General features: G+C 37.9%; 16 protein-coding genes and 1 other annotated feature. Of the genes, 15 read left to right on the top strand and 1 reads right to left on the bottom strand.

Going from position 1 to position 20,341, the window contains the following annotated elements:
* Positions 1 to 797: 797 nt before the first annotated feature.
* Entirely contained in the window at positions 798 to 3,026 is a 2,229-nt protein-coding gene (locus IKV95_RS10010) for a RelA/SpoT family protein (RefSeq protein WP_069126584.1), read from the top strand.
* Positions 3,027 to 3,039: 13 nt separating this feature from the next.
* Positions 3,040 to 3,486, top strand: coding sequence for a D-aminoacyl-tRNA deacylase (gene dtd / locus IKV95_RS10005; RefSeq protein WP_029092307.1), 447 nt, complete (start codon positions 3,040 to 3,042; stop codon positions 3,484 to 3,486).
* Positions 3,487 to 3,536: 50 nt separating this feature from the next.
* Here dtd and IKV95_RS10000 read toward each other — a convergent pair whose 3' ends face one another.
* Entirely contained in the window at positions 3,537 to 4,826 is a 1,290-nt protein-coding gene (locus IKV95_RS10000) for an N-acetylmuramoyl-L-alanine amidase family protein (protein ID WP_029092306.1), read from the bottom strand.
* A gap of 505 nt (positions 4,827 to 5,331) precedes the next feature.
* Here IKV95_RS10000 and IKV95_RS09995 point away from each other — a divergent pair.
* The 13 genes from IKV95_RS09995 to arsB form a co-directional block, all read left to right on the top strand.
* Complete coding sequence (locus IKV95_RS09995) at positions 5,332 to 6,432, top strand: Glu/Leu/Phe/Val dehydrogenase dimerization domain-containing protein (protein ID WP_029092305.1); 1,101 nt, start codon at positions 5,332 to 5,334, stop codon at positions 6,430 to 6,432.
* A gap of 85 nt (positions 6,433 to 6,517) precedes the next feature.
* The gene (locus IKV95_RS09990) at positions 6,518 to 7,354 is read left to right on the top strand and encodes a phosphate acyltransferase (RefSeq protein ID WP_036027700.1); all 837 of its coding nucleotides are present in this window, start codon (positions 6,518 to 6,520) and stop codon (positions 7,352 to 7,354) included.
* Positions 7,355 to 7,380: 26 nt separating this feature from the next.
* Positions 7,381 to 8,472: a butyrate kinase gene (gene buk / locus IKV95_RS09985; RefSeq protein WP_120483640.1), complete on the top strand. Its 1,092-nt coding sequence runs from the start codon at positions 7,381 to 7,383 to the stop codon at positions 8,470 to 8,472.
* The gene (gene lpdA / locus IKV95_RS09980) at positions 8,462 to 9,904 is read left to right on the top strand and encodes a dihydrolipoyl dehydrogenase (RefSeq protein WP_069119448.1); all 1,443 of its coding nucleotides are present in this window, start codon (positions 8,462 to 8,464) and stop codon (positions 9,902 to 9,904) included. Before buk ends, lpdA begins: the two co-directional genes overlap by 11 nt.
* 25 nt (positions 9,905 to 9,929) lie before the next feature.
* Positions 9,930 to 10,958: a thiamine pyrophosphate-dependent dehydrogenase E1 component subunit alpha gene (locus IKV95_RS09975; protein WP_080712963.1), complete on the top strand. Its 1,029-nt coding sequence runs from the start codon at positions 9,930 to 9,932 to the stop codon at positions 10,956 to 10,958.
* 1 nt (position 10,959) lies between these two features.
* On the top strand, positions 10,960 to 11,943 hold the full coding sequence (locus IKV95_RS09970; protein WP_029092300.1) for an alpha-ketoacid dehydrogenase subunit beta: 984 nt from the start codon (positions 10,960 to 10,962) through the stop codon (positions 11,941 to 11,943).
* A gap of 24 nt (positions 11,944 to 11,967) precedes the next feature.
* Positions 11,968 to 13,251, top strand: a complete 1,284-nt coding sequence (locus IKV95_RS09965; RefSeq protein ID WP_106786803.1) for a dihydrolipoamide acetyltransferase family protein — start codon at positions 11,968 to 11,970, stop codon at positions 13,249 to 13,251.
* Positions 13,252 to 13,417: 166 nt separating this feature from the next.
* The gene (gene brnQ / locus IKV95_RS09960) at positions 13,418 to 14,752 is read left to right on the top strand and encodes a branched-chain amino acid transport system II carrier protein (protein ID WP_069119452.1); all 1,335 of its coding nucleotides are present in this window, start codon (positions 13,418 to 13,420) and stop codon (positions 14,750 to 14,752) included.
* A gap of 86 nt (positions 14,753 to 14,838) precedes the next feature.
* Positions 14,839 to 15,062: a binding site (T-box leader), on the top strand.
* A 68-nt stretch (positions 15,063 to 15,130) separates the two neighbouring features.
* The gene (hisS, locus tag IKV95_RS09955) at positions 15,131 to 16,417 is read left to right on the top strand and encodes a histidine--tRNA ligase (protein WP_029092297.1); all 1,287 of its coding nucleotides are present in this window, start codon (positions 15,131 to 15,133) and stop codon (positions 16,415 to 16,417) included.
* Positions 16,417 to 18,189 (top strand): aspartate--tRNA ligase, encoded by a 1,773-nt coding sequence (gene aspS, locus IKV95_RS09950; RefSeq protein WP_029092296.1) that lies wholly within the window; start codon positions 16,417 to 16,419, stop codon positions 18,187 to 18,189. The genes hisS and aspS overlap by 1 nt, the downstream gene beginning before the upstream one ends.
* Positions 18,190 to 18,498: 309 nt before the next feature.
* A complete protein-coding gene (locus IKV95_RS09945; protein WP_069134636.1) occupies positions 18,499 to 19,077 on the top strand; it encodes a VanZ family protein in 579 nt (192 codons plus the stop codon).
* A gap of 131 nt (positions 19,078 to 19,208) precedes the next feature.
* Positions 19,209 to 19,562, top strand: coding sequence for an ArsR/SmtB family transcription factor (locus tag IKV95_RS09940; RefSeq protein ID WP_029092294.1), 354 nt, complete (start codon positions 19,209 to 19,211; stop codon positions 19,560 to 19,562).
* A gap of 3 nt (positions 19,563 to 19,565) precedes the next feature.
* Positions 19,566 to 20,341, top strand: a 776-nt coding sequence (gene arsB / locus IKV95_RS09935) for an arsenite/antimonite efflux transporter (protein ID WP_287451751.1), incomplete at its 3' end; no start/stop codon positions are given.

Here is a 20,341-nt window from a genome sequence, read left to right as displayed (position 1 = left end):
GTAATGCTTTCTTTGGATGGTGATGCTGTTACCGTGATGTGATTTGTCAAAAACAAACCACTTAGAAGTAGAAGGCTTAGAAGGGTTGTTATATGTTTTTTCATTTTCATAGCAATGACATCCTTTCGATTATGTTATTTTCTATACTGTTATAGTATAGATAAATCAACGTTTTAAATTGGTAATATTTGGATAATTTTAGGACACAAAGATCATTTTTTGATTTGTCTCTTAATTTAAAGTGGAGCATTCTCAAATAAACCTACAAACTAACAAGTTAATTTTATTTTTTAGAGACGAATACAATGACGCCTCGATTATTGTATATAATACACTATTTAATAATTAACATAAAGTTCATTTTTAGTTAATTATAATCAATTTAATGATAAAATATAGTCGCTTCAGTTTCTTTAGCAAATTCCTGATGTTTTTAGTTATTTTAATGCTAGGGGTAATTAGTATATGACACAACATCGCTCTTTAAATAAAAAAAATGATTAGTATTTCTAATGTCTAGAGGATATGTGATTCGTAATAACAGTTGGCGAAATAGGAAAGTGATAATATGAAATTTTCTTAATAAATTATGAGCGAATTCATGTTTAAAGCGCTTGTTTTTTTTATGATAAACCTAATTAAACGACTTCACTGGAAAACAAATAGATTGTAGGCAAATCCCCTTTTTAATGCTAACAAGTTCTGATATAATGAAATATAAGATTAAGCTGTGCCGTAGTCTACAATTTTGACTGTTGGCGCAGCTTTATGCATATCCGATGAAAGGGGATGGCATTATGGTTAAAGATCAAAATTTATCAATTGAAGAAGTCATCGCAAAGGCCGCTCTTTATTTAAATGAAAAGCATATCGCATTTATAACTGGAGCCTATGAATTTGCACGTGATTCACATGCGCATCAAATTCGTAAATCAGGAGAGCCTTATATCATACATCCTATTCAAGTAGCGGGGATTCTAGTGGACCTTGAAATGGACCCGAATACAATTGCTGCTGGATTTTTACATGATGTTGTAGAGGATACAGATGTTACACTAGACGATATTGCAAAAGCCTTCAATAATGAGGTAGCAATGTTAGTTGATGGTGTTACAAAACTAGGGAAAATTAAATTTAAATCGCACGAAGAACAACAAGCAGAGAACCATCGTAAAATGTTCTTGGCAATGGCAGAGGATATTCGTGTCATTTTAATTAAACTTGCTGATCGTGTTCACAATATGCGTACATTGAAGCATTTGCCACCTGAAAAACAAAAAAGAATCGCACAAGAAACACTGGATATTTTTGCACCACTTGCTCATCGTTTAGGTATCTCGATGATTAAATGGGAATTAGAAGATACAGCGTTACGTTATATTAATCCGCAACAATATTACCGTATTGTTCATTTAATGAAACAAAAACGTGGTGAAAGAGAAGCATACTTAGATGAACTCGTTGGGGACATTGAAGAAAATCTAACTGATTTAAACATAAAAGCTGATATTTCTGGTCGACCAAAACATATTTTCTCAATTTATCATAAAATGACAAGCCAACATAAACAGTTTAATGAAATTTATGATTTGTTGGCTATCCGTGTCATCGTTGATAGCATTAAAGATTGTTATGCAGTATTAGGAATTATTCATACGCGTTTTAAACCAATGCCAGGGCGTTTTAAAGATTATATCGCCATGCCAAAAGCAAATATGTATCAGTCACTGCATACTACAGTTATTGGGCCAGGCGGAGAACCGTTAGAAGTGCAAATCCGTACACAAGAAATGCATCAAATTGCTGAATTTGGTGTGGCAGCTCACTGGGCTTATAAAGAGGGGAATTCAGCTAATCTTAGTACAAGTATCGACCGCAAAATGTCATGGTTTAGTGAAATTATGGAGGTGCAAGACACCGAAAGTAATGCTCAGGAATTTATGAGCTCTTTGAAGACAGATTTATTTGCGGACATGGTTTATGTCTTCTCACCAAAAGGTGATGTGATTGAATTACCGAAAGGTTCGGTTCCATTGGATTTTGCTTACCGCGTACATACAGAAGTTGGAAATCGTACGGTAGGTGCAAAAATAAATGGCAAGATTGTCACGCTAGACTACAAATTACAAACGGGAGATATTGTCGATATTTTAACTTCAAAAACTGCGACAGGTCCAAGTCGAGACTGGTTGAAATTGGTGCAATCCTCTCAAGCTAAAAATAAAATACGTCAGTATTTCAAACGACTTGTAAAAGATGAGACTGTTGAAAAAGGTAAAGAGAGCCTTGAAAAAGAATTGCTTGCCCATTCATTTGATCCAAAAGAATTTATGACGGATGATAATTTGGCGCATATTATTGATCGTTTTAATTTCCGTGATGAAGATGATTTATATGCAGCCATTGGTTATAACAGTGTGACTGCGTTACAAATCATGAACCGTTTGACTGAAAAAGTTCGTCGTGAACGTGCATTGAGACAACAAGCTGATAATTTAATTGTTGAAGGTAAAACAAAAGCAGGTGCAGTGACACAATCCGATCATCATGAGCACAAAAACAAAAATGAAACGGGTATCGATATAGCAGGCGGAATGGATAACTTGATGTTACGTTTATCACATTGTTGTAATCCAGTTCCAGGCGATGAAATTATTGGCTTCATCACTAAAGGCCACGGTATTTCTATTCATCGTCAAGACTGTCCTAATGTAACGCAACTTGAGGATGGTGAGGATCGCTTAATTGATGTCTCTTGGTCAAATAACGATCTTAAGAGCCATGCTAAATATGAGGTTACCCTTGAAGTTTATGCATTTAATCGTGATGGTTTACTGAATGATGTTATCCAAACGTTAAATAGTATGCAAATTAATATTAATGGCGTTAATGCAAGGTTAGATAAGCGTGAAATGGCAGCTCTTGTCGTTAATGTGATGATTAGAAATAAAGAAGAGATGCAACGTGTGATTGATAAGTTGAAACAAATTTATGATGTGTACACGGTAAGACGCGTCACGAAATAAGGAGTTTTTTAGTATGAAGGTTGTTGTACAAAGGAGTTTAGCTGCCAGTGTTGCTATTTCAGGACAAACAGTTGGCGAAATTTCAAAGGGATTGGTTGTTTTTGTAGGTTTTACACATGAAGACACATCAGCGGATATTAATTATGTGGTACAAAAAATGATTAATCTGCGTATTTTCGAAGATGAAGAAGGAAAAATGAATCAATCGCTTATTGATGTTACAGGTGAACTGTTGTCAATATCGCAATTTACTCTGTTTGCCAACACAAAAAAAGGGCGACGTCCAAGTTTCACTGCAGCAGCAGCCCCTGACATCGCCTTGACGCTTTATAAAGAATTTAATGAAGCAATACGAGCAGAAGGTGTTGTCGTTGCGACAGGGGAGTTTGGAGCGGATATGCAAGTCTCTCTTGTTAACGATGGTCCAATAACAATTACGATTGATAGCAAAAATCCATAAAAAAGGAACATTCAGTTGTTTGACTGAATGCTCCTTTTTTTTTGTATTGTTTAGTTAGCGAAATAATTTGTTAAGCCGTTCGTTACGGCATTAGCAACTTTTTGACGATAAGCATCATTATCGATGGTTTGTTCATCAAAACTATTATTGATATAACCGAGTTCTAATAAAATTGAAGGGGAAGCATTTTCACGTAAGACTTGGAAATCGCCATATTTCTCACCATGATTTTCAAGAGGCATTCCTACTTTTAGTTGTGCATTAATGCGTGAAGCAAAGTCTTTTGCATTATCGTTGTAATAATAGGTTGATGTTCCTGAAGCGGTGTTGGCTTCTTCTGTGGAATCATAATGGACACTAATGAAAGCATCTGCAGCATTGTCATTTGAAATCGCTGCACGTTTGCCAAGGGTAACATAATCATCATTGGAACGTGTCATAATCACTTTGGCCCCCGTTGTTTCCAACTGTGCTTTAATAGCAGCCGCCGTTTTCAGAGCAATTTCTTTTTCATATGTACCATCAACGCCGATTGCACCAGTATCGTTACCACCATGTCCTGGATCTAGCACGATTGTCGCTTCTGATAGAGAAGAGACTGTCGGTTTCGCAGCAGCAGTGTTTTCATTCACACTTACAACCCAGTTAGCAACATATCCTTTAGAACCAGCCGCCGTTTTTACCTCATACCAACTATCTTTCGATCCGATAATATCATAAGTTGTTCCAGGCTGAGCTGTTTCTAATAATTTCCCATTAACATCTGCAGCATCGCGAATATTGGTGTTTTCTTCACGAATTGTTAATTTTTGAAGTGCGGCACTATCTTCTGTTGAAGCACCTGCAACTTCAATAAAATCAGATTTTATCCAACCCGTTACTTTACCGTAAGTGACTTGAGTCCAACCGTTTTGTGAGCTGATTACAGTCACTTCACGATTTTTGTTCAATGTATCAATCACACTTGAGTTGATATCATCCTTACTGCGAACATTTGCTAGAGTGGAAATAATCTTACCTTTAGAGTTACTTGCTGCTGAGACAGTTTCATTTTCAACTAACCAACTTGCAACCCAACCTGTTTCACCAGATGGCAAGGAAACTTTATACCATTCATTTTCCTCGTCCAATACTTTTAGACGATCATTTTTACGTGATTGTGTCGTAATGTCATAGGCAAGACCAGGCCCATTACGGATGTTAACCACTTCAGAGGTTACTTTAACCGTATTTGCCATTGTCAGCGCATAAGTCGAAACAATCGCTCCAATTACGAGTACTAATGAAAGAATAGATATCAGTAATAATTTTTTCTTTTTAATTTTGGGGCGATTCACCATTGAGACACATCCATTTCTATAGTAATTAATGAACAAGATTTAAAGTTCAATATTTTTGTGCAAATAACGAGCATTAAATAAAAAGGCAATAATCAAACAGATAAAAAAAGCACGCTATTATCCCTTATATTTTAGCATAATTTCAAGTAAAACTATAGAAATAGCCTTCGCCTAAAGAAAATAGCCAAATAAGTAGGCCATTTTGGCTGAAAAAACTATGTCTGATTTGTGTCTTCAAAGTGTTCTATAACAGCACCATGACAGGCTTCGTTAAAATTGACAGAAAATAGCGAATATTAGAACTTTTTAACTATGTCCAAAAAAGCACAATTTACACTATGAAAGCCCTTACATACCTAGTATAATGAAGATAGAAGAGAACGAGACAATCAGATTTTAAATTAAAATACATGAGTCTATAGTCCGGTATATTTACCTCTTCTTCTGTTCTGTTATATTATCGAATCATTAGTCATTATAATTATATTTCTTAGGAGGAATGGATATGTTATTTGAAACAATGGTAAAAGATGGGTATGAACAAGTGGTATTTTGTCACGATAAAGAATCAGGTTTAAAAGCGATTATCGCTATTCACGATACAACTTTAGGACCGGCTTTAGGTGGTTGTCGCATGTGGCCCTATGCATCCGAAGAAGAAGCTTTAAATGACGTGTTAAGATTATCACGCGGTATGACCTATAAAAATGCTGCAGCTGGTCTAAATATCGGTGGTGGTAAAACGGTTATTATTGGCGATCCTCGCAAAGATAAAAGTGAAGCGTTATTCAGAGCGTTAGGTCGTTATGTTGAAAGCCTTAATGGCCGTTATATTATTGCAGAAGATGTGGGTACAACAGAAGAAGATATGAATCATATGTATATGGAAACTGATTTTGTAACAGGAAGCACAGCGGGTGAAGGTTCATCTGGGAACCCAAGTCCAAAAACGGCTTTAGGAATCTACTATGCAATGAAACGTACTGCAAAAGAAGTATTTGGTAGCGATTCATTGACGAGTAAAAAAATTGCAGTTCAAGGTGTCGGTAATGTATCTTATACCTTGTGTGAGTTATTAAATGAAGAAGGCGCTGAATTAATCGTGACTGATATTAATGAAGAAGCGATTCAACGTGCGGTTACTAATTTAAACGCAACGGCAGTGGGTATCGATGAAATTTATGATGTTGAAGCAGATATTTTTGCACCTTGTGCTTTAGGAGCCATCTTAAATGATGATACAATTCCACGTTTAAAAGTTAAAGCCGTATGTGGTAGTTCAAATAATCAATTACTTGATATTGAAAAACATGGTAAAATGTTACAAGAGCGTGGTATTTTATATGCGCCAGATTATATTGTTAACTCAGGTGGCGTTATCAATGTTGCTGATGAATTGAGTGGTTACAATGAGACAAGAGCTGTCAATAAAGTAAAAGAAATTTATACGCAAATTGGTAAAGTGTTTGATATTGCGAAAGAGCAAAATATTATACCAGCGATTGCTGCAGATCATTTAGCAGAACAACGTATCGACCAACTGAAACATGTTCGTAGTAATTTTTTGAAAACTGAACATTCTTCAATTAGCCGCCGCGGTAAATAAGTAATCCTTGTCCTCTCATTGACATAATTGAAGTTGTTGTCAGTGGGGGGATTTTATATAAAAATTGAGAGAAATGAGTGGTGTTATGGCAACTAGAACGGTAGCAATAGCTGGAGCAGATGCTTATATTATTGATGCATTTGTTAAACCAGCAGCAGAAAAAAATATCTGTCACTTTATTATTTTTGGCTGTGAAGACATTGATGTCAGTGATATAACTGGCTGTCAGTATACAAAATGTGAAACGATTGATGAAACTGTAAGTGGAGCAGTACAGGCAGTACAAGCCAAAAAGGCGCAGATTATTATGAAAGGTAACATACACACATCGATGTTACTTAGTGCAATTTTAAAAAGAGAAAATAATTTGAGAGACAAGAAAGTGTTATCACAAGTTTCTGTCATCAACTTTAAAGATGGTAGCCGTCAGTGGGTAATGAGTGATCCTGGTTTGAATATTGCCCCAGACGTAGCGACTAAAATAGAGATTTCTAAAAATGCGATTGATGTTGCTAAAAATATCGGAATTACTTGTCCAAAAGTTGCTTTACTAAGCGCAGTAGAAACAGTAAGCCCGAAGATGCAATCATCAGTTGATGCAAAAGCAGTCGCTGATTACTTTGCAGAAAACCCTTATGATGCAATTGTAGAAGGCCCCATTTCAATGGATATTGCTACGGATGCACATTCAGCGGTAGCGAAAAAATATCCTGGTGAAATCCAAGGGGATGCCGATGTTTTAATTGTACCTAACATCGAAAGTGGTAATTTAATGTATAAAACGATTACGCATTTTATTCCTTCAGTAATTAGTGGTGCTATCATTGGAGCAAAAGTACCTGTTGTATTGACATCACGCAGTGACTCATTGGATAGTAAATTAGCATCGTTAGAATTAGCTATTCAAAATGTAGTTGACTAAATCATTTAACATAAAGGGGTCTTACTATGACATTTAAAATTCTTGCAATAAATCCAGGCTCGACATCAACTAAGATAGCCGTATATGAAGGCGACAAGCTTATGTTTGAAAAGACAGCCAGTCATTCAACAGAAGCACTGGCTCCATTTGAAACTGTTATAGAACAATATGACTATCGTACAGAATTTATCAAAGAAACATTAGCTGCTGAAAACATTACATTAGAATCACTAGATGCTGTTGTAGGCAGAGGTGGTTTGTTAGCGCCGTTAGAGAGTGGAACGTATCGTGTTAATGAACAGATGCTGCATGATTTACGAGGCGCTCTCTATGGAGAACACGCATCGAATTTAGGTGCACTGATTGCGAATCGTATCAGTGAACTGTATGGCATTCCAGCGTTTATCGTTGACCCAGTGGTCGTTGATGAATTACAACCCATTGCGCGTATTTCTGGCAACAAGGCAATCGAACGTAAAAGTATTTTTCATGCTTTGAATCATAAATCGGCTGGACGCAAAGTTGCAGCAAAAAAAGGGTATCGTTATGATGAACGTAATTGGATTATCGCACATCTTGGTGGTGGTATTTCTGTAGGTGCACATCAACAAGGTAAAGTAATTGATGTCAACAATGCGTTGGATGGTGATGGGCCATTTAGCCCTGAACGTTCAGGTGGATTGCCCCTTCAACAAACGTTGGCTTACTCGCAAGAAGAGCGCTGGCAAAAAAATCCATTTTATCGCCAGTTAGTGGGTAAAGGTGGTGTGGTTTCTTATCTTGAAACCAACGATATGCGCACTGTTGAAGCGATGGTAGCGGATGGTAACACGGAAGCTAAAATCGTTTTTGAAGCGATGGCTTATCAAGTTAGTAAAGAAATTGGAGCATGTGCCGCTGTACTTAATGGTGAAGTTGATGGTATTATCTTAACGGGTGGGTTAGCAAATAGTGCAAGTTTTACTCAGCTAGTCAGTCGTAAAATCCAGTGGATTGCTCCGGTGATTTTAGAACCGGGAGAAGATGAATTACTAGCGTTAAATGAAGGAGCTCAGCGTGTCATGCACGGGGAAGAAGAGGCTCGTCAATATAGAGGAGGCGTAACAAATGGCAAATGAATATGATGTAGTTGTACTTGGAGGCGGTACCGGAGGGTATGTTGCAGCGATTGCTGCCGCTAAAAAAGGGCAACGTGTTGCCGTCGTAGAAAAAGATAAACTTGGAGGCACTTGTTTACACCGTGGTTGTATCCCAACAAAAGCACTTTTACGTTCAGCTGAAGTATTAGAAACAGTGAAACAAGCAGCGGCTTTTGGTGTTACTTTAGGTTCGGATTCAGGTTTGGAAACATCGACAATTAATTTTGTTAACGCACAAGCACGCAAGCAAAAAATTGTTGATCAATTAGAAGCAGGCGTTAAAGGTCTGATGAAAAAAGGGAAAATTGATGTCTTCTACGGAACAGGGACTATTTTAGGACCTTCAATCTTTTCTCCAACAGCTGGTACAATTTCAATCACTTATTCAGACGATCAAGAACCAGAAATGATTATTCCTAAAAGTTTAATCATCGCAACTGGCTCACAACCACAAAGCTTGCCAGGATTGAATTTTGATGAAGAAACAGTTCTTTCTTCAGATGGCATGTTGCAACTTGAGGCATTGCCAGAATCATTGGTGATTGTTGGTGGTGGCGTTATTGGGATGGAATGGGCATCAATGCTCCATGATTTTGGTGTTAAGGTAACTGTATTGGAATATGCTGACCGTATTATCCCGACTGAAGATGCAGAACTATCAAGAACATTGCAAAGAATTAAAACTAAAAAAGGCATTACGATTGTAACTAAAGCTAAAGTTTTAGCTGACACGTTTACAAAAACAGAAGATGGTATTACTATTCAAGCAGAGGTCAAAGGTGAAACAATTACTTATTCTGCTGAAAAAATCATGGTTTCTGTGGGTCGTAAAGCGAACACAACATCAATTGGTTTACAAAATACAGCAATAAAAACAGACCGTGATTTTATTGAGGTCAACGATCATTACCAAACAGCAGAAAGTCATATGTATGCGATTGGTGACTGTATCCCAACAATGCAATTAGCTCATGTTGCGATGCATGAGGGCCAAGCTGCAGTGGATCATATTGTCGATGGTGATTCTGAGAAAATGAATTATGATCAAGTACCGCGTTGTGTTTATACAACACCAGAAATTGCGAGTGTGGGTATTAGTGAAGCACAAGCAAAAGAGCGTGGACATGAAGTTAAAGTAGGGAAGTTTAACTTCCAAGGTAACGGCAAGGCGCTTGTATTCGGCGAAGCAGAAGGTTTTATCAAAGTTGTTGCTGATAAAGAAACGAATGATTTATTAGGTGTTTCAATTATCGGACCTCATGCAACTGATTTAATTAGTGAAGCGGGTCTCGCACAAGTACTTGATGCAACACCATGGGAAATTGGGACAACCATTCACCCACACCCCACACTTTCTGAAGCATTGGCGGAAGCTGCACTCGCAGTTGATGGTAATGCCGTTCATGGATAAGGGTTATTAAAAAGGAGGAATCATGATGTTGAAAGATTCACGAGTGAAAAAAGCAAGTTTAAAAGATATGGAATTAGATAAAGAAACGTTATTAGAAATGTATGAAGTTATGTTAATGGCTCGACGCGTAGATGAGCGAATTTGGTTACTTAACCGTTCGGGGAAAATTCCTTTTAATATTTCAGGACAAGGACAAGAAGGCGCGCAAGTTGCATCTGCTTTTGCCTTTAACCGTGAGATAGATTACACGTTACCTTATTACCGTGACTTAGCCGTAGTACTTGCTTTTGGTATGACAGCAAAAGAAGTCTTGTTATCAGCATTCGGTAAAGCTGAAGACCCTAACTCAGGTGGTCGTCAAATGCCTGCTCATTACGGACATAAAGCACACCGTATTGTCACACAAAGTTCGCCAGTAACAACACAATTCCCACATGCAGCTGGGATTGCTCTCGCAGCTAAAATGCGTAAAGACCCAATCGTTGCTTATACTTCTTGTGGTGAAGGATCATCTAACCAAGGTGACTTCCATGAAGGGATTAACTTTGCGAGTGTTCACCGTTTACCTGTTGTGTTTGTAATTGAAAATAATCAATATGCAATTTCTGTTCCGAAAGAATTACAATTTGCTGCAGATAAATTATCTGATCGTGCAATCGGTTATGGCATTCCAGGCGAAACAGTAGATGGTAACGATATGGTCGCTGTATACTTGGCGTTCAAACGCGCTGTTACACGTGCGCGTGATGGTGAAGGTCCAACGTTAATTGAAACAGTGACATACCGCTTTACACCGCATTCATCAGATGATGACGACCGCAGCTACCGTACGCGTGAAGAAGTCGAGGCAGCACGTGGTAAAGATCCATTAGACATTTACTTTAACCAATTATTAGACGAAAAAGTAGCAACTCAAGAAGAGCTAGATGCAATTGAAGCTCGTGTGAAAGCAGAAATTCAAGAAGCAACAGAGTATGCTGAGAATGCAGCAGCACCAGCTGTTGAAACATTAGGTCATCACGTGTATGACGAAGATACGCAAGGAGGAAACTAATATGGCAGTTTTATCATATATTGAGGCGATTACACTCGCAATGCGCGAAGAAATGGAACGCGACGAAAATGTCTTTGTATTAGGCGAAGATGTGGGTGTCAAAGGCGGCGTTTTTAAAGCGACAGATGGTCTTTACGATCAATTTGGTCATGACCGTGTGCTAGATACACCACTTGCTGAATCAGCAATTGCAGGTGTTGGTATTGGTGCAGCAATGTACGGATTACGTCCAATTGCAGAAATGCAGTTTGCGGACTTTATCATGCCAGCTATTAACCAAATTATCTCAGAAGCAGCGCGTATTCGTTACCGTTCAAACAATGATTGGACAGTGCCAATGGTTATCCGTGCGCCTTATGGTGGTGGTGTTCATGGCGGATTGTACCACTCACAATCGATTGAAAAAATCTTTATGGGTCAACCAGGATTGAAAATTGTTATGCCTTCATCTCCAGCAGATGCTAAAGGGCTATTAAAAGCAGCCATTCGTGACAATGATCCCGTGTTATTTTTAGAGCATAAACGTGCGTATCGATTATTGAAAGAAGAAGTTCCTGCAGGTGAGCACATCATTCCAATTGGTAAAGCTAATGTAGTGCGTGAAGGAACAGATTTCACTGTCATTACTTACGGTCTTTGTGTTGAAATGGCGAAACAAGTGGCAGTTAAATTAGAAAAAGAAGGTGTCTCAACACACTTACTTGACTTGCGAACAATTTATCCTTTGGATGAAGCGGCAATTATTGAAGCAGCTAAAAAGACAGGTAAAGTCTTGTTGATCACAGAAGATAATAAACAAGGTAGTGTTATTGGTGAAGTTTCTGCTATTATTGGTGAAAACTGTCTCTTTGATTTAGATGCACCAATCGCTCGCTTAGCAGGTCCTGATTCTCCTGCAATGCCATTTGCCTCATCGATTGAAAAAGAATTCTTAATCAATACGGATCAAGTAGAAGCAGCAATGCGTGAACTCGCTGACTATTAATGCCCAAGGAAAGGAATGACACACATGGCTATTGAAAATATTAAAATGCCGCAACTTGGCGAAAGTGTTACAGAAGGAACAATTACAGCGTGGTTAGTACAACCAGGAGACCACGTTGAACAATATGATCCAATCGCAGAAGTATTAACGGATAAAGTAACAGCAGAAATCCCATCATCATTCACAGGAACAATCAAAGAAATTCTTGTAGAAGCGGATGTCACTGTCCCCGTTGGTGAAGTAATCTGTACGATGGAAACAGCTGGAGAAGCAACAACGCCAGCTCCAGAAGCTGAAACTGAAAAAGCAGCACCGACACCTGAACCAGTTGTTGAAGCTAAAGCAGCACCTGCGGCACCTGTTGCAGCACCAACAGGCGATCGTGCACGTTATTCACCTGTTGTATTGCGCTTGTCGCAAGAAAAAGGCATCGACTTAACGCAAGTAACAGGAACTGGAAAAGGCGGACGTATCACTCGTAAAGATGTCTTAGGCTTCACACCTAGTGCTGCACCAGCACCAGAACAGACGTCAGTCGTGTCTGAAACTCCGGCACCATCAGTGGCACCAACTGCTTCTGCATCTACACCGACACCAACTGTGGCTGCGGGCGATGTAACAGTGCCAGTCACACCAATCCGTAAAGCAATTGCTAAGCACATGGTTCAAAGTTCACTTGAAATTCCACATGCTTGGGTGATGGTAGAGGTAGATGCAACAGAATTAGTGAATTATCGTAACAGCATTAAAGATGAATTCAAAGCAAAAGAAGGATTTTCTATCAGTTACTTTGCATTCTTTGTAAAAGCTGTTGCTCAAGCATTGAAAAAATACCCAGAATTAAACAGTACATGGACAGGCGAAAGCATTATCCAACGTCATGATATTAACTTATCAATTGCCGTTGCTACTGACGATGCGCTCTTTGTACCAGTTGTACGTAATGCTGATGAAAAAACTGTTAAAGGTATTGGAAAAGAAATTGCTGATTTAGCAGGTAAAGTACGTACGGGTAAATTAACATCAAAAGAAATGGATGGCGGAACATTTACTGTTAATTCGACAGGATCGTTTGGATCAGTTCAATCGATGGGAATTATCAATCATCCACAAGCAGCTATTTTACAAGTTGAATCAATCGTTAAACGTCCGGTTGTTAAAGACGGTATGATCGCTGTTCGTGATATGGTAAATCTATGTCTTTCAATCGATCACCGTGTGTTAGATGGTCTTGTTGCTGGTCGCTTCTTACAAGAAGTGAAAAACAACGTGGAAGCTATTAATTCTAAAAGCACATCTGTCTATTAAGAAAATTCATTTGCAGTCACTGATCGCCACTTTAGCGGGGTCAGATTGTCAATGAAAATGGTCGTTGTTTAAGGGAAGAGAAGCTATCTTCCCTCGACAACCATCACCTTTGAATAGTCAGACTTTTTCGAAAGCTTAAGGGTGCCGAGCTGCATAGGAGGTACTTATGAATACACATAAACCATCTTTTAAAGATACGTTAACGATCGGGTTGATGTTATTTGCGTTATATTTTGGCGCAGGAAATTTAATTTTTCCCTCTTTTTTAGGTCAGAATGCAGGTTCAAATGTTTGGATTGCAGTCGCTGGTTTTTTAATAACCGGTGTAGGATTACCACTTCTGGGTTTTTTAAGTCTTGCATTATCAGGTAAAGATGATGTTCAACAATTAGCTGATGGGGCAGGTAAACTATTTGGATTGATATTTTCAATTATCCTGTATCTAGCAATCGGTCCTTTTTTTGCAATTCCTCGTACGGGAAATGTCTCGTTTGAAATAGGTGTGCATCCTTTTGTACCAGCGGGATCAGAGAAAATAGCACTGTTTGTTTTTACAATTCTCTTTTTTACATTGACGTACTTCTTGGCTCGAAACCCTGGGAAAATCGTTGATGTTATTGGTAAATACTTAGCACCAATTAAACTGACATTAATATTAATTATTATTGGTGTCGCAATAGCTTGGCCAATGGGAGCGTATCAAGCGCCAATCGGTGATTACGATACAAAATCATTCTTCAATAGTTTTCAACAAGGTTATTTAACTTTAGATACGATTGCCTCGTTTGCATTTGGGATGGTTGTGTTACAAGCTGTTCGAGCAAAAGGTGCAAAAACAAAAAAAGAAGTGACATCGATGGGAATCAAAGCATCGTTAATCTCGATGGTATTGCTGATGTTTATCTATGGTTCATTAGCATATATGGGTGCAACAAGCGTTAGTCAAATCGGTTATGTTGAAAATGGTGCACAAGTATTAGCGAAAGTTTCTGCTTTCTACTTTGGAACCTATGGCAACTTGGTACTGGGTATCACAATTATCGTATCTTGTCTGACAACGAGTGTTGGTTTAACAGTTGCAACAGCTTCGTTCTTCAATAAAATTTATCCGAAAATAGCAATAAAACGTTATGTTTTAGTGATTGCGATTTTTAGTGCTATTATTGCTAATTTAGGATTAACACAATTATTGGCAGTATCGATGCCAGTCTTGATGGTTATTTATCCTATGGTAATTTGTTTGGTGATTTTAGTCCTTACAAATGGCTTGCATGGGGGTAGTAAACCGATTTACCAACTGAGTATGTTCTTTACTTTCTGTGTGAGTTTATTTGATGGTTTCAAAACAGCAGGCTGGGACTTTGCTTCTGGCATTCAAGCTTTTTATGCGGCTTATTTACCGTGGGATAATGTAGGATTAGGATGGATTATACCTGCATTATGTGGTGGTATTCTAGGTTATATTATCACGCGTATAAAAGGAAAAACTACAGAGACATAACAGTAGGCAATCTATTAAAAAAAGTATTTTAATTTCTTTGTATTGACTTCTAGATGAAAATATCATAGGATAGAATTATTCCATATAAATATCCGATGATTAAGAAAAGTAGATAAGAAAGTTTAGTTTAAGAGAGTAAAACCCGTGGCTGTAAGGTTTTACACTAAACACTTTTTGAAAGACACTTAGGAGGATTTCGCTCGAACGGTATCAAGTAGAGTGAAACGTGATCAGGCGTTAACTGAGAGTGGAAAACCATCGCTGGTTTTCAATTAGGGTGGTACCACGGGTGAAAACGCTCGTCCCTTGTTCTTAGGAGCAGGGTGACGTTCGTTTTCTTTTTTTTGTACTAAAAATTATTAAGGGGGCCATTAAATAATGAAAATTCAAATTCCGCGTGGAACAGTTGATATAATGCCAGGAGAAAGCGAAAAATGGCAATATGTCGAACATGTTGCACAAGAAATATTTAAACGTGCACGTTACAGTGAAATTCGTACACCTATTTTTGAACATACCGAGCTTTTCCAAAAAGGTGTAGGTGACACAACTGACATTGTTACAAAAGAAATGTACACTTTTAACGATCGCAAAGAACGTTCAATGACATTGCGTCCTGAAGGGACAGCTTCAGTTGCGCGCGCCTACGTTGAACATAAATTATTTGGGCAGGTTAATCAACCCGCAAAATTATTTTACTGTGGGCCAATGTTCCGTTATGAACGCCCTCAAAAAGGTCGTCAACGCCAGTTTGTTCAAATAGGAGCAGAAGCAATTGGTGTTCAAGACCCAGCAGTAGATGCTGAAATGATGGCATTAGCCTTGTCGATTTACCAAGAACTAGGTTTAAAAGAAATTAAATTAGTTATTAATTCACTCGGTGATAAAACAAGCCGTTTAGCTCACCGTGAAGCACTCATCGCTCATTTTAAACCGAGCATTCACGAGTTTTGTTCAGATTGCCAAACACGTCTCGAAAAAAATCCATTGCGTATTCTTGACTGTAAGGTCGATCACGCTCACCCATTAATCGCAACAGCCCCATCGATTATTGATTTCTTAACAGATGAGTCGCTTGATTATTACACGCAAGTTAAACGTCACCTTGATGTGATTGAAGTGCCATATGTGGAAGATGCAACAATGGTACGTGGTTTAGATTATTATAACCACACAACATTCGAAATTATGAGTGAATCAAAAGGATTTGGTGCAATTACAACACTCTGTGGCGGTGGCCGTTACAATGGTTTAGTGGAAGAATTAGGTGGACCTGCATCACCAGGTGTTGGCTTTGCTATGAGTATTGAACGTTTATTAGCAGCACTAGCAGCAGAAGAAATCACGTTGCCAATTGCTAATCACTTAGATGTCTTTGTTGTAGGTGTCGGTGAAGCTGTTTCACCTATCACTTTAAAATTAACATTAGCGGCACGTAAAGCTGGATTTACGGCAGAACGAGATTATCTTTCTAAGAAAGTTAAAGGCCAATTTAAAACAGCAGATCGTGAAAATGCCCGCTTTGTGGTTGTGGTCGGCGAAGAAGAATTAGCAGAAGGTTTAATCGTTATTAAAGATATGACAACGGGCACACAAGAAAAAATTGCGATGTCAGATTATATAGCAACACTACAAAAAAAGCAGCATGAAGGAGAGACAAACTAATGGATAAGCGTACAACTTACTGTGGATTAGTAACAAAAGAATATGTTGGACAAGAAGTTACTTTGAGTGGCTGGGTACAAAAACGACGTGATTTAGGTGGACTAATCTTTATCGACCTCCGTGATCGTGAAGGTTATGTTCAAATTGTTTTTAATCCAGATGAATCAAAAGAAGCTTTAGCAATAGCTGAAAAAGTCCGCGGCGAGTATGTTGTGACAATCAAAGGTAAGGTTGTTGAGCGTCATGAATCACAAATTAATCGTAAGCTTAAAACAGGTGAAATTGAAATTTTAGCGAGCTCAATTGAAATTTTAAACGTTGCTAAAACGACACCGTTCTATATCGAAGATGGCGTAGAAGTGTCAGATGATTTACGTTTGAAATACCGTTACCTTGATTTACGACGTCCAGAAATGTCAAAAATCATCCGTACGCGACACGATATTAAACGTGCTGTTCGTGATACATTAGATGATTTAGGTTTCATTGATATTGAAACACCCATGTTAAACAAATCAACACCAGAAGGTGCACGAGACTATTTAGTACCTAGCCGTGTCCATCCAGGACATTTTTATGCATTGCCACAATCTCCTCAACTCAATAAACAGTTGTTGATGTCAGCTGGTTTTGATAAATATTACCAAATCGTTCGTTGTTTCCGTGACGAAGATTTGCGTGGCGACCGCCAACCAGAATTTACACAAATTGATATTGAAACAAGTTTCCAATCAGCCGAAGATATTCAAACAATGACTGAAAACTTGTTAAAAGCAGTTGTGAAAAAAGCTAAAGGCGTTGATATTCCGACACCATTTCCGCGTATGGAGTACGATGAGGCAATGGCGCGTTACGGAAGTGATAAACCTGATGTCCGCTTTGGTCTTGAGTTACAAGATGTCGCAGATATTGTCGTTGATACTGATTTCAAAGTCTTTTCACAAGCAGTTGAAAATGGCGGACAAGTTAAAGCCATTAACATTGTTGGTGGTGGAAAAGCTTATTCACGTAAACAAATTGATGCCTTAGGTGAGTTTGTTAAAGTATACGGTTCAAAAGGTTTAGCTTGGCTTAAAGTTGAAGAAGGCGAATTAAAGGGACCTATTGCTAAATTCTTTGATGCAGATAAACAAGCAGCATTAACTGAACGTTTAAATGGTAATGTGGGAGATATGTTTGTTTTTGTCGCAGATAAAGCAAGCGTCGTCGCAGCATCATTAGGCGCTTTACGAGTGAAAGTTGCTAAAGAGTTACAATTGATTGATGAAGAACAATTAGCCTTTTTATGGGTCGTTAACTGGCCATTATTTGAATATGATGAAGAAGCAGAACGCTTTGTCGCAGCGCACCATCCATTTACTATGCCAAATGAGTCAGATGTAGCATTGCTAGATACAAAACCTGAGGATGTCTATGCACAGGCCTATGATGTCGTTTTAAATGGTTATGAATTAGGCGGCGGGTCACTACGTATTTATGATAGTGCTATCCAAGCCAAGATGTTTAAAGCATTAGGATTCACAGAAGAAGAAGCCCGTGCACAATTTGGTTTCTTAATGGACGCATTTGAGTATGGTACACCTCCACATGGCGGTATTGCATTAGGACTTGATCGTATTGTCATGTTATTAACAGGACGCGATAATATTCGTGACACAATTGCCTTCCCTAAAACAGGACGAGCAAGTGATCCAATGACTCAAGCCCCATCAACAGTAAGCGATAAACAATTGGATGAATTACGTCTGAACGTTACAGCTAAAGAAGAGTAAAAGCAAAACCAAACGTTCAGCTCCAAAGAAATTGGAGGAAATAAAAATTTGATTGTGTTTATCAAAATATTATTTATGAAATTTCATAGGAGTTGTTTGGTAATTGCTAGAGTAAAATAAAAACGAAAATAGCCGTTCAATGTCAGCTAGCTTGTAGAATGGAAAGAGAGTACAAACGTCCAGCGTCTGTTTATTAAAAACGTTCCTGTAAAACGCTCACGAAAAGTGAAAAGAGTGTATAAACTATAGTAGACTAATAAAATCTGGCTCTCCGATTTTTCGGAGAGTTTTTTTAACGGAGGTGATCAAATGAAAGTACGAGCACTGGTGCTTTTTTTAGCAACATTTTTCTGTGTGCATTTAATGTATGACTGGTGGTGGCGGCCGCGTTTTCAAGTTTATATTGGTGAGGAAAATGGATGGTTAGACGGGCCTTGGTTGTCTTTCATAATTGTTCTTATCATTTCTGTTTTTATCACATTGACGCTCATACAATTAAAGCGAAGACGTTTTAATCTTTATTTTATTTATGTGAGTTATTCACTCTATTTTGTAACTATGATTTTCTTTTTGTTTTTCAAAAGTGTTGGTTCATATGGTTATTATATTGGAATCACAACATTAATTGATGAACTTAAAGAAGGAAAAATCGTTGAAGCACTCTTTAATATACTCTATTTTGTCCCGTTAGGAATGTTGCTGACACGACTAAAACGAAGTGTTTTTTTCTTGGTATCATTACTAGGTTTGTTCCTCATAGAAATTAGCCAATATAGTTTGGAGTTAGGTTATTTTGATACAAATGATATATTATTAAATTTTATTGGTTTGTATTTGGGACGTTTTTTATGGTTGCAATTAAATAATGAAATTGAGTTGTATCGTTAATAACTAGATGACGTTAGAAAGCAAATCGAAGTTACTCTATAACAGGGTAATTTCTTTTTTTGTTGACATTATAACTACATAAGCATATACTTATGTATGTGAATAAGAAGAAAAGAAAGAGGTGAACTAATATGACAGTTACAAAAACTGCCATCCCTGAAGCCACACTGTTACTGAAATTGATGGGAGATAAAACACGTCTTACAATGATGCGCTTAATGCAGCGGCACGAATGTTGTGTATGTGAATTCGTTGATATGTTTGAGATGAGTCAACCAGCTATCAGTCAACATTTGCGCAAATTAAAAGACGTTGGTTTAATAAAAGAAGAAAAACGTGGTCAATGGCATTTTTACTCGTTAAACGAGAGTCACAAAGATTACCCTTTTGTAGCAACTATTTTAGAGCAATTGCCGTTAGAAGATGAACGAATAAAAAAATTAGAAGCCCAGGGCTTACGCATTACCTGTGGTTTAGGAGAGTAAGAAATGCAACTAATATTAGCAGTACTTATCTTTATTGTGACGTTGATTTTTGTTATTTGGCAGCCTAAGAACCTTTCAATTGGTTGGTCTGCTTGTATAGGAGCATTGATAGCACTGCTCCTTGGTGTCGTTACTTTAAGTGATATTGTGGAAGTAACAGGCATTGTTTGGAATGCGACCTTAGCATTTATCGGCATTATCATCATTTCTCTTATTTTAGATGATATTGGTTTTTTTGAATGGGCCGCTTTGCACATGGCACGTTTTGCAAAAGGTAATGGGAAAAGATTGTTTATCTATGTAAGTCTACTAGGTGCGATTGTAGCCGCCTTATTTGCAAATGATGGTGCCGCGCTCATTTTAACACCGATTGTTTTAGCAATGGTACGTAATTTGAAATTAAGTGATAAGCTAATTTTCCCGTTTATTATTGCCAGTGGTTTTATCGCCGATACGACATCATTACCACTGATTGTAAGTAACTTAGTTAATATTGTTTCAGCCGATTTTTTTAATATTGGCTTTGTTGAGTATGCATCTCGGATGATTGTACCCAACCTGTTTTCGTTACTAGCAAGTTTAGCTGTTCTGTTGTTATTTTTCCGTAAAAGTATTCCGAAAAATTACAATGTTGAAGACGTGAAAGAACCGCGTTTAGCTCTCAATAATAAGGCGATGTTTAAACTGTCGTGGTATGTTTTATCCGTATTACTCATCGGTTATTTCACAAGTGAGTTAACTGGGATTCCTGTATCAATTATTGTGGGTATCATTGCTAT

Origin of the sequence: Brochothrix sp. (genome assembly GCF_017549435.1) — a bacterium.
Classification (GTDB): Bacteria; Bacillota; Bacilli; order Lactobacillales; family Listeriaceae; genus Brochothrix; species Brochothrix thermosphacta.
This window is presented reverse-complemented; position numbering and strand designations above follow the sequence as displayed.

Bases quoted from the DNA above. Each gene is read 5' to 3' on its own strand.
- IKV95_RS10010 (WP_069126584.1), top strand. From the start codon at position 798: ATGGTTAAAGATCAAAATTTATCAATTGAAGAAGTCATCGCAAAGGCC.
- brnQ (WP_069119452.1), top strand. From the start codon at position 13,418: ATGAATACACATAAACCATCTTTTAAAGATACGTTAACGATCGGGTTG.
- IKV95_RS09975 (WP_080712963.1), top strand. From the start codon at position 9,930: ATGTTGAAAGATTCACGAGTGAAAAAAGCAAGTTTAAAAGATATGGAA.
- IKV95_RS09990 (WP_036027700.1), top strand. From the start codon at position 6,518: ATGGCAACTAGAACGGTAGCAATAGCTGGAGCAGATGCTTATATTATT.
- IKV95_RS09970 (WP_029092300.1), top strand. From the start codon at position 10,960: ATGGCAGTTTTATCATATATTGAGGCGATTACACTCGCAATGCGCGAA.
- IKV95_RS09995 (WP_029092305.1), top strand. From the start codon at position 5,332: ATGTTATTTGAAACAATGGTAAAAGATGGGTATGAACAAGTGGTATTT.
- buk (WP_120483640.1), top strand. From the start codon at position 7,381: ATGACATTTAAAATTCTTGCAATAAATCCAGGCTCGACATCAACTAAG.
- lpdA (WP_069119448.1), top strand. From the start codon at position 8,462: ATGGCAAATGAATATGATGTAGTTGTACTTGGAGGCGGTACCGGAGGG.
- IKV95_RS09945 (WP_069134636.1), top strand. From the start codon at position 18,499: ATGAAAGTACGAGCACTGGTGCTTTTTTTAGCAACATTTTTCTGTGTG.
- aspS (WP_029092296.1), top strand. From the start codon at position 16,417: ATGGATAAGCGTACAACTTACTGTGGATTAGTAACAAAAGAATATGTT.
- dtd (WP_029092307.1), top strand. From the start codon at position 3,040: ATGAAGGTTGTTGTACAAAGGAGTTTAGCTGCCAGTGTTGCTATTTCA.
- IKV95_RS10000 (WP_029092306.1), bottom strand. From the start codon at position 4,826: ATGGTGAATCGCCCCAAAATTAAAAAGAAAAAATTATTACTGATATCT.
- hisS (WP_029092297.1), top strand. From the start codon at position 15,131: ATGAAAATTCAAATTCCGCGTGGAACAGTTGATATAATGCCAGGAGAA.
- IKV95_RS09965 (WP_106786803.1), top strand. From the start codon at position 11,968: ATGGCTATTGAAAATATTAAAATGCCGCAACTTGGCGAAAGTGTTACA.
- IKV95_RS09940 (WP_029092294.1), top strand. From the start codon at position 19,209: ATGACAGTTACAAAAACTGCCATCCCTGAAGCCACACTGTTACTGAAA.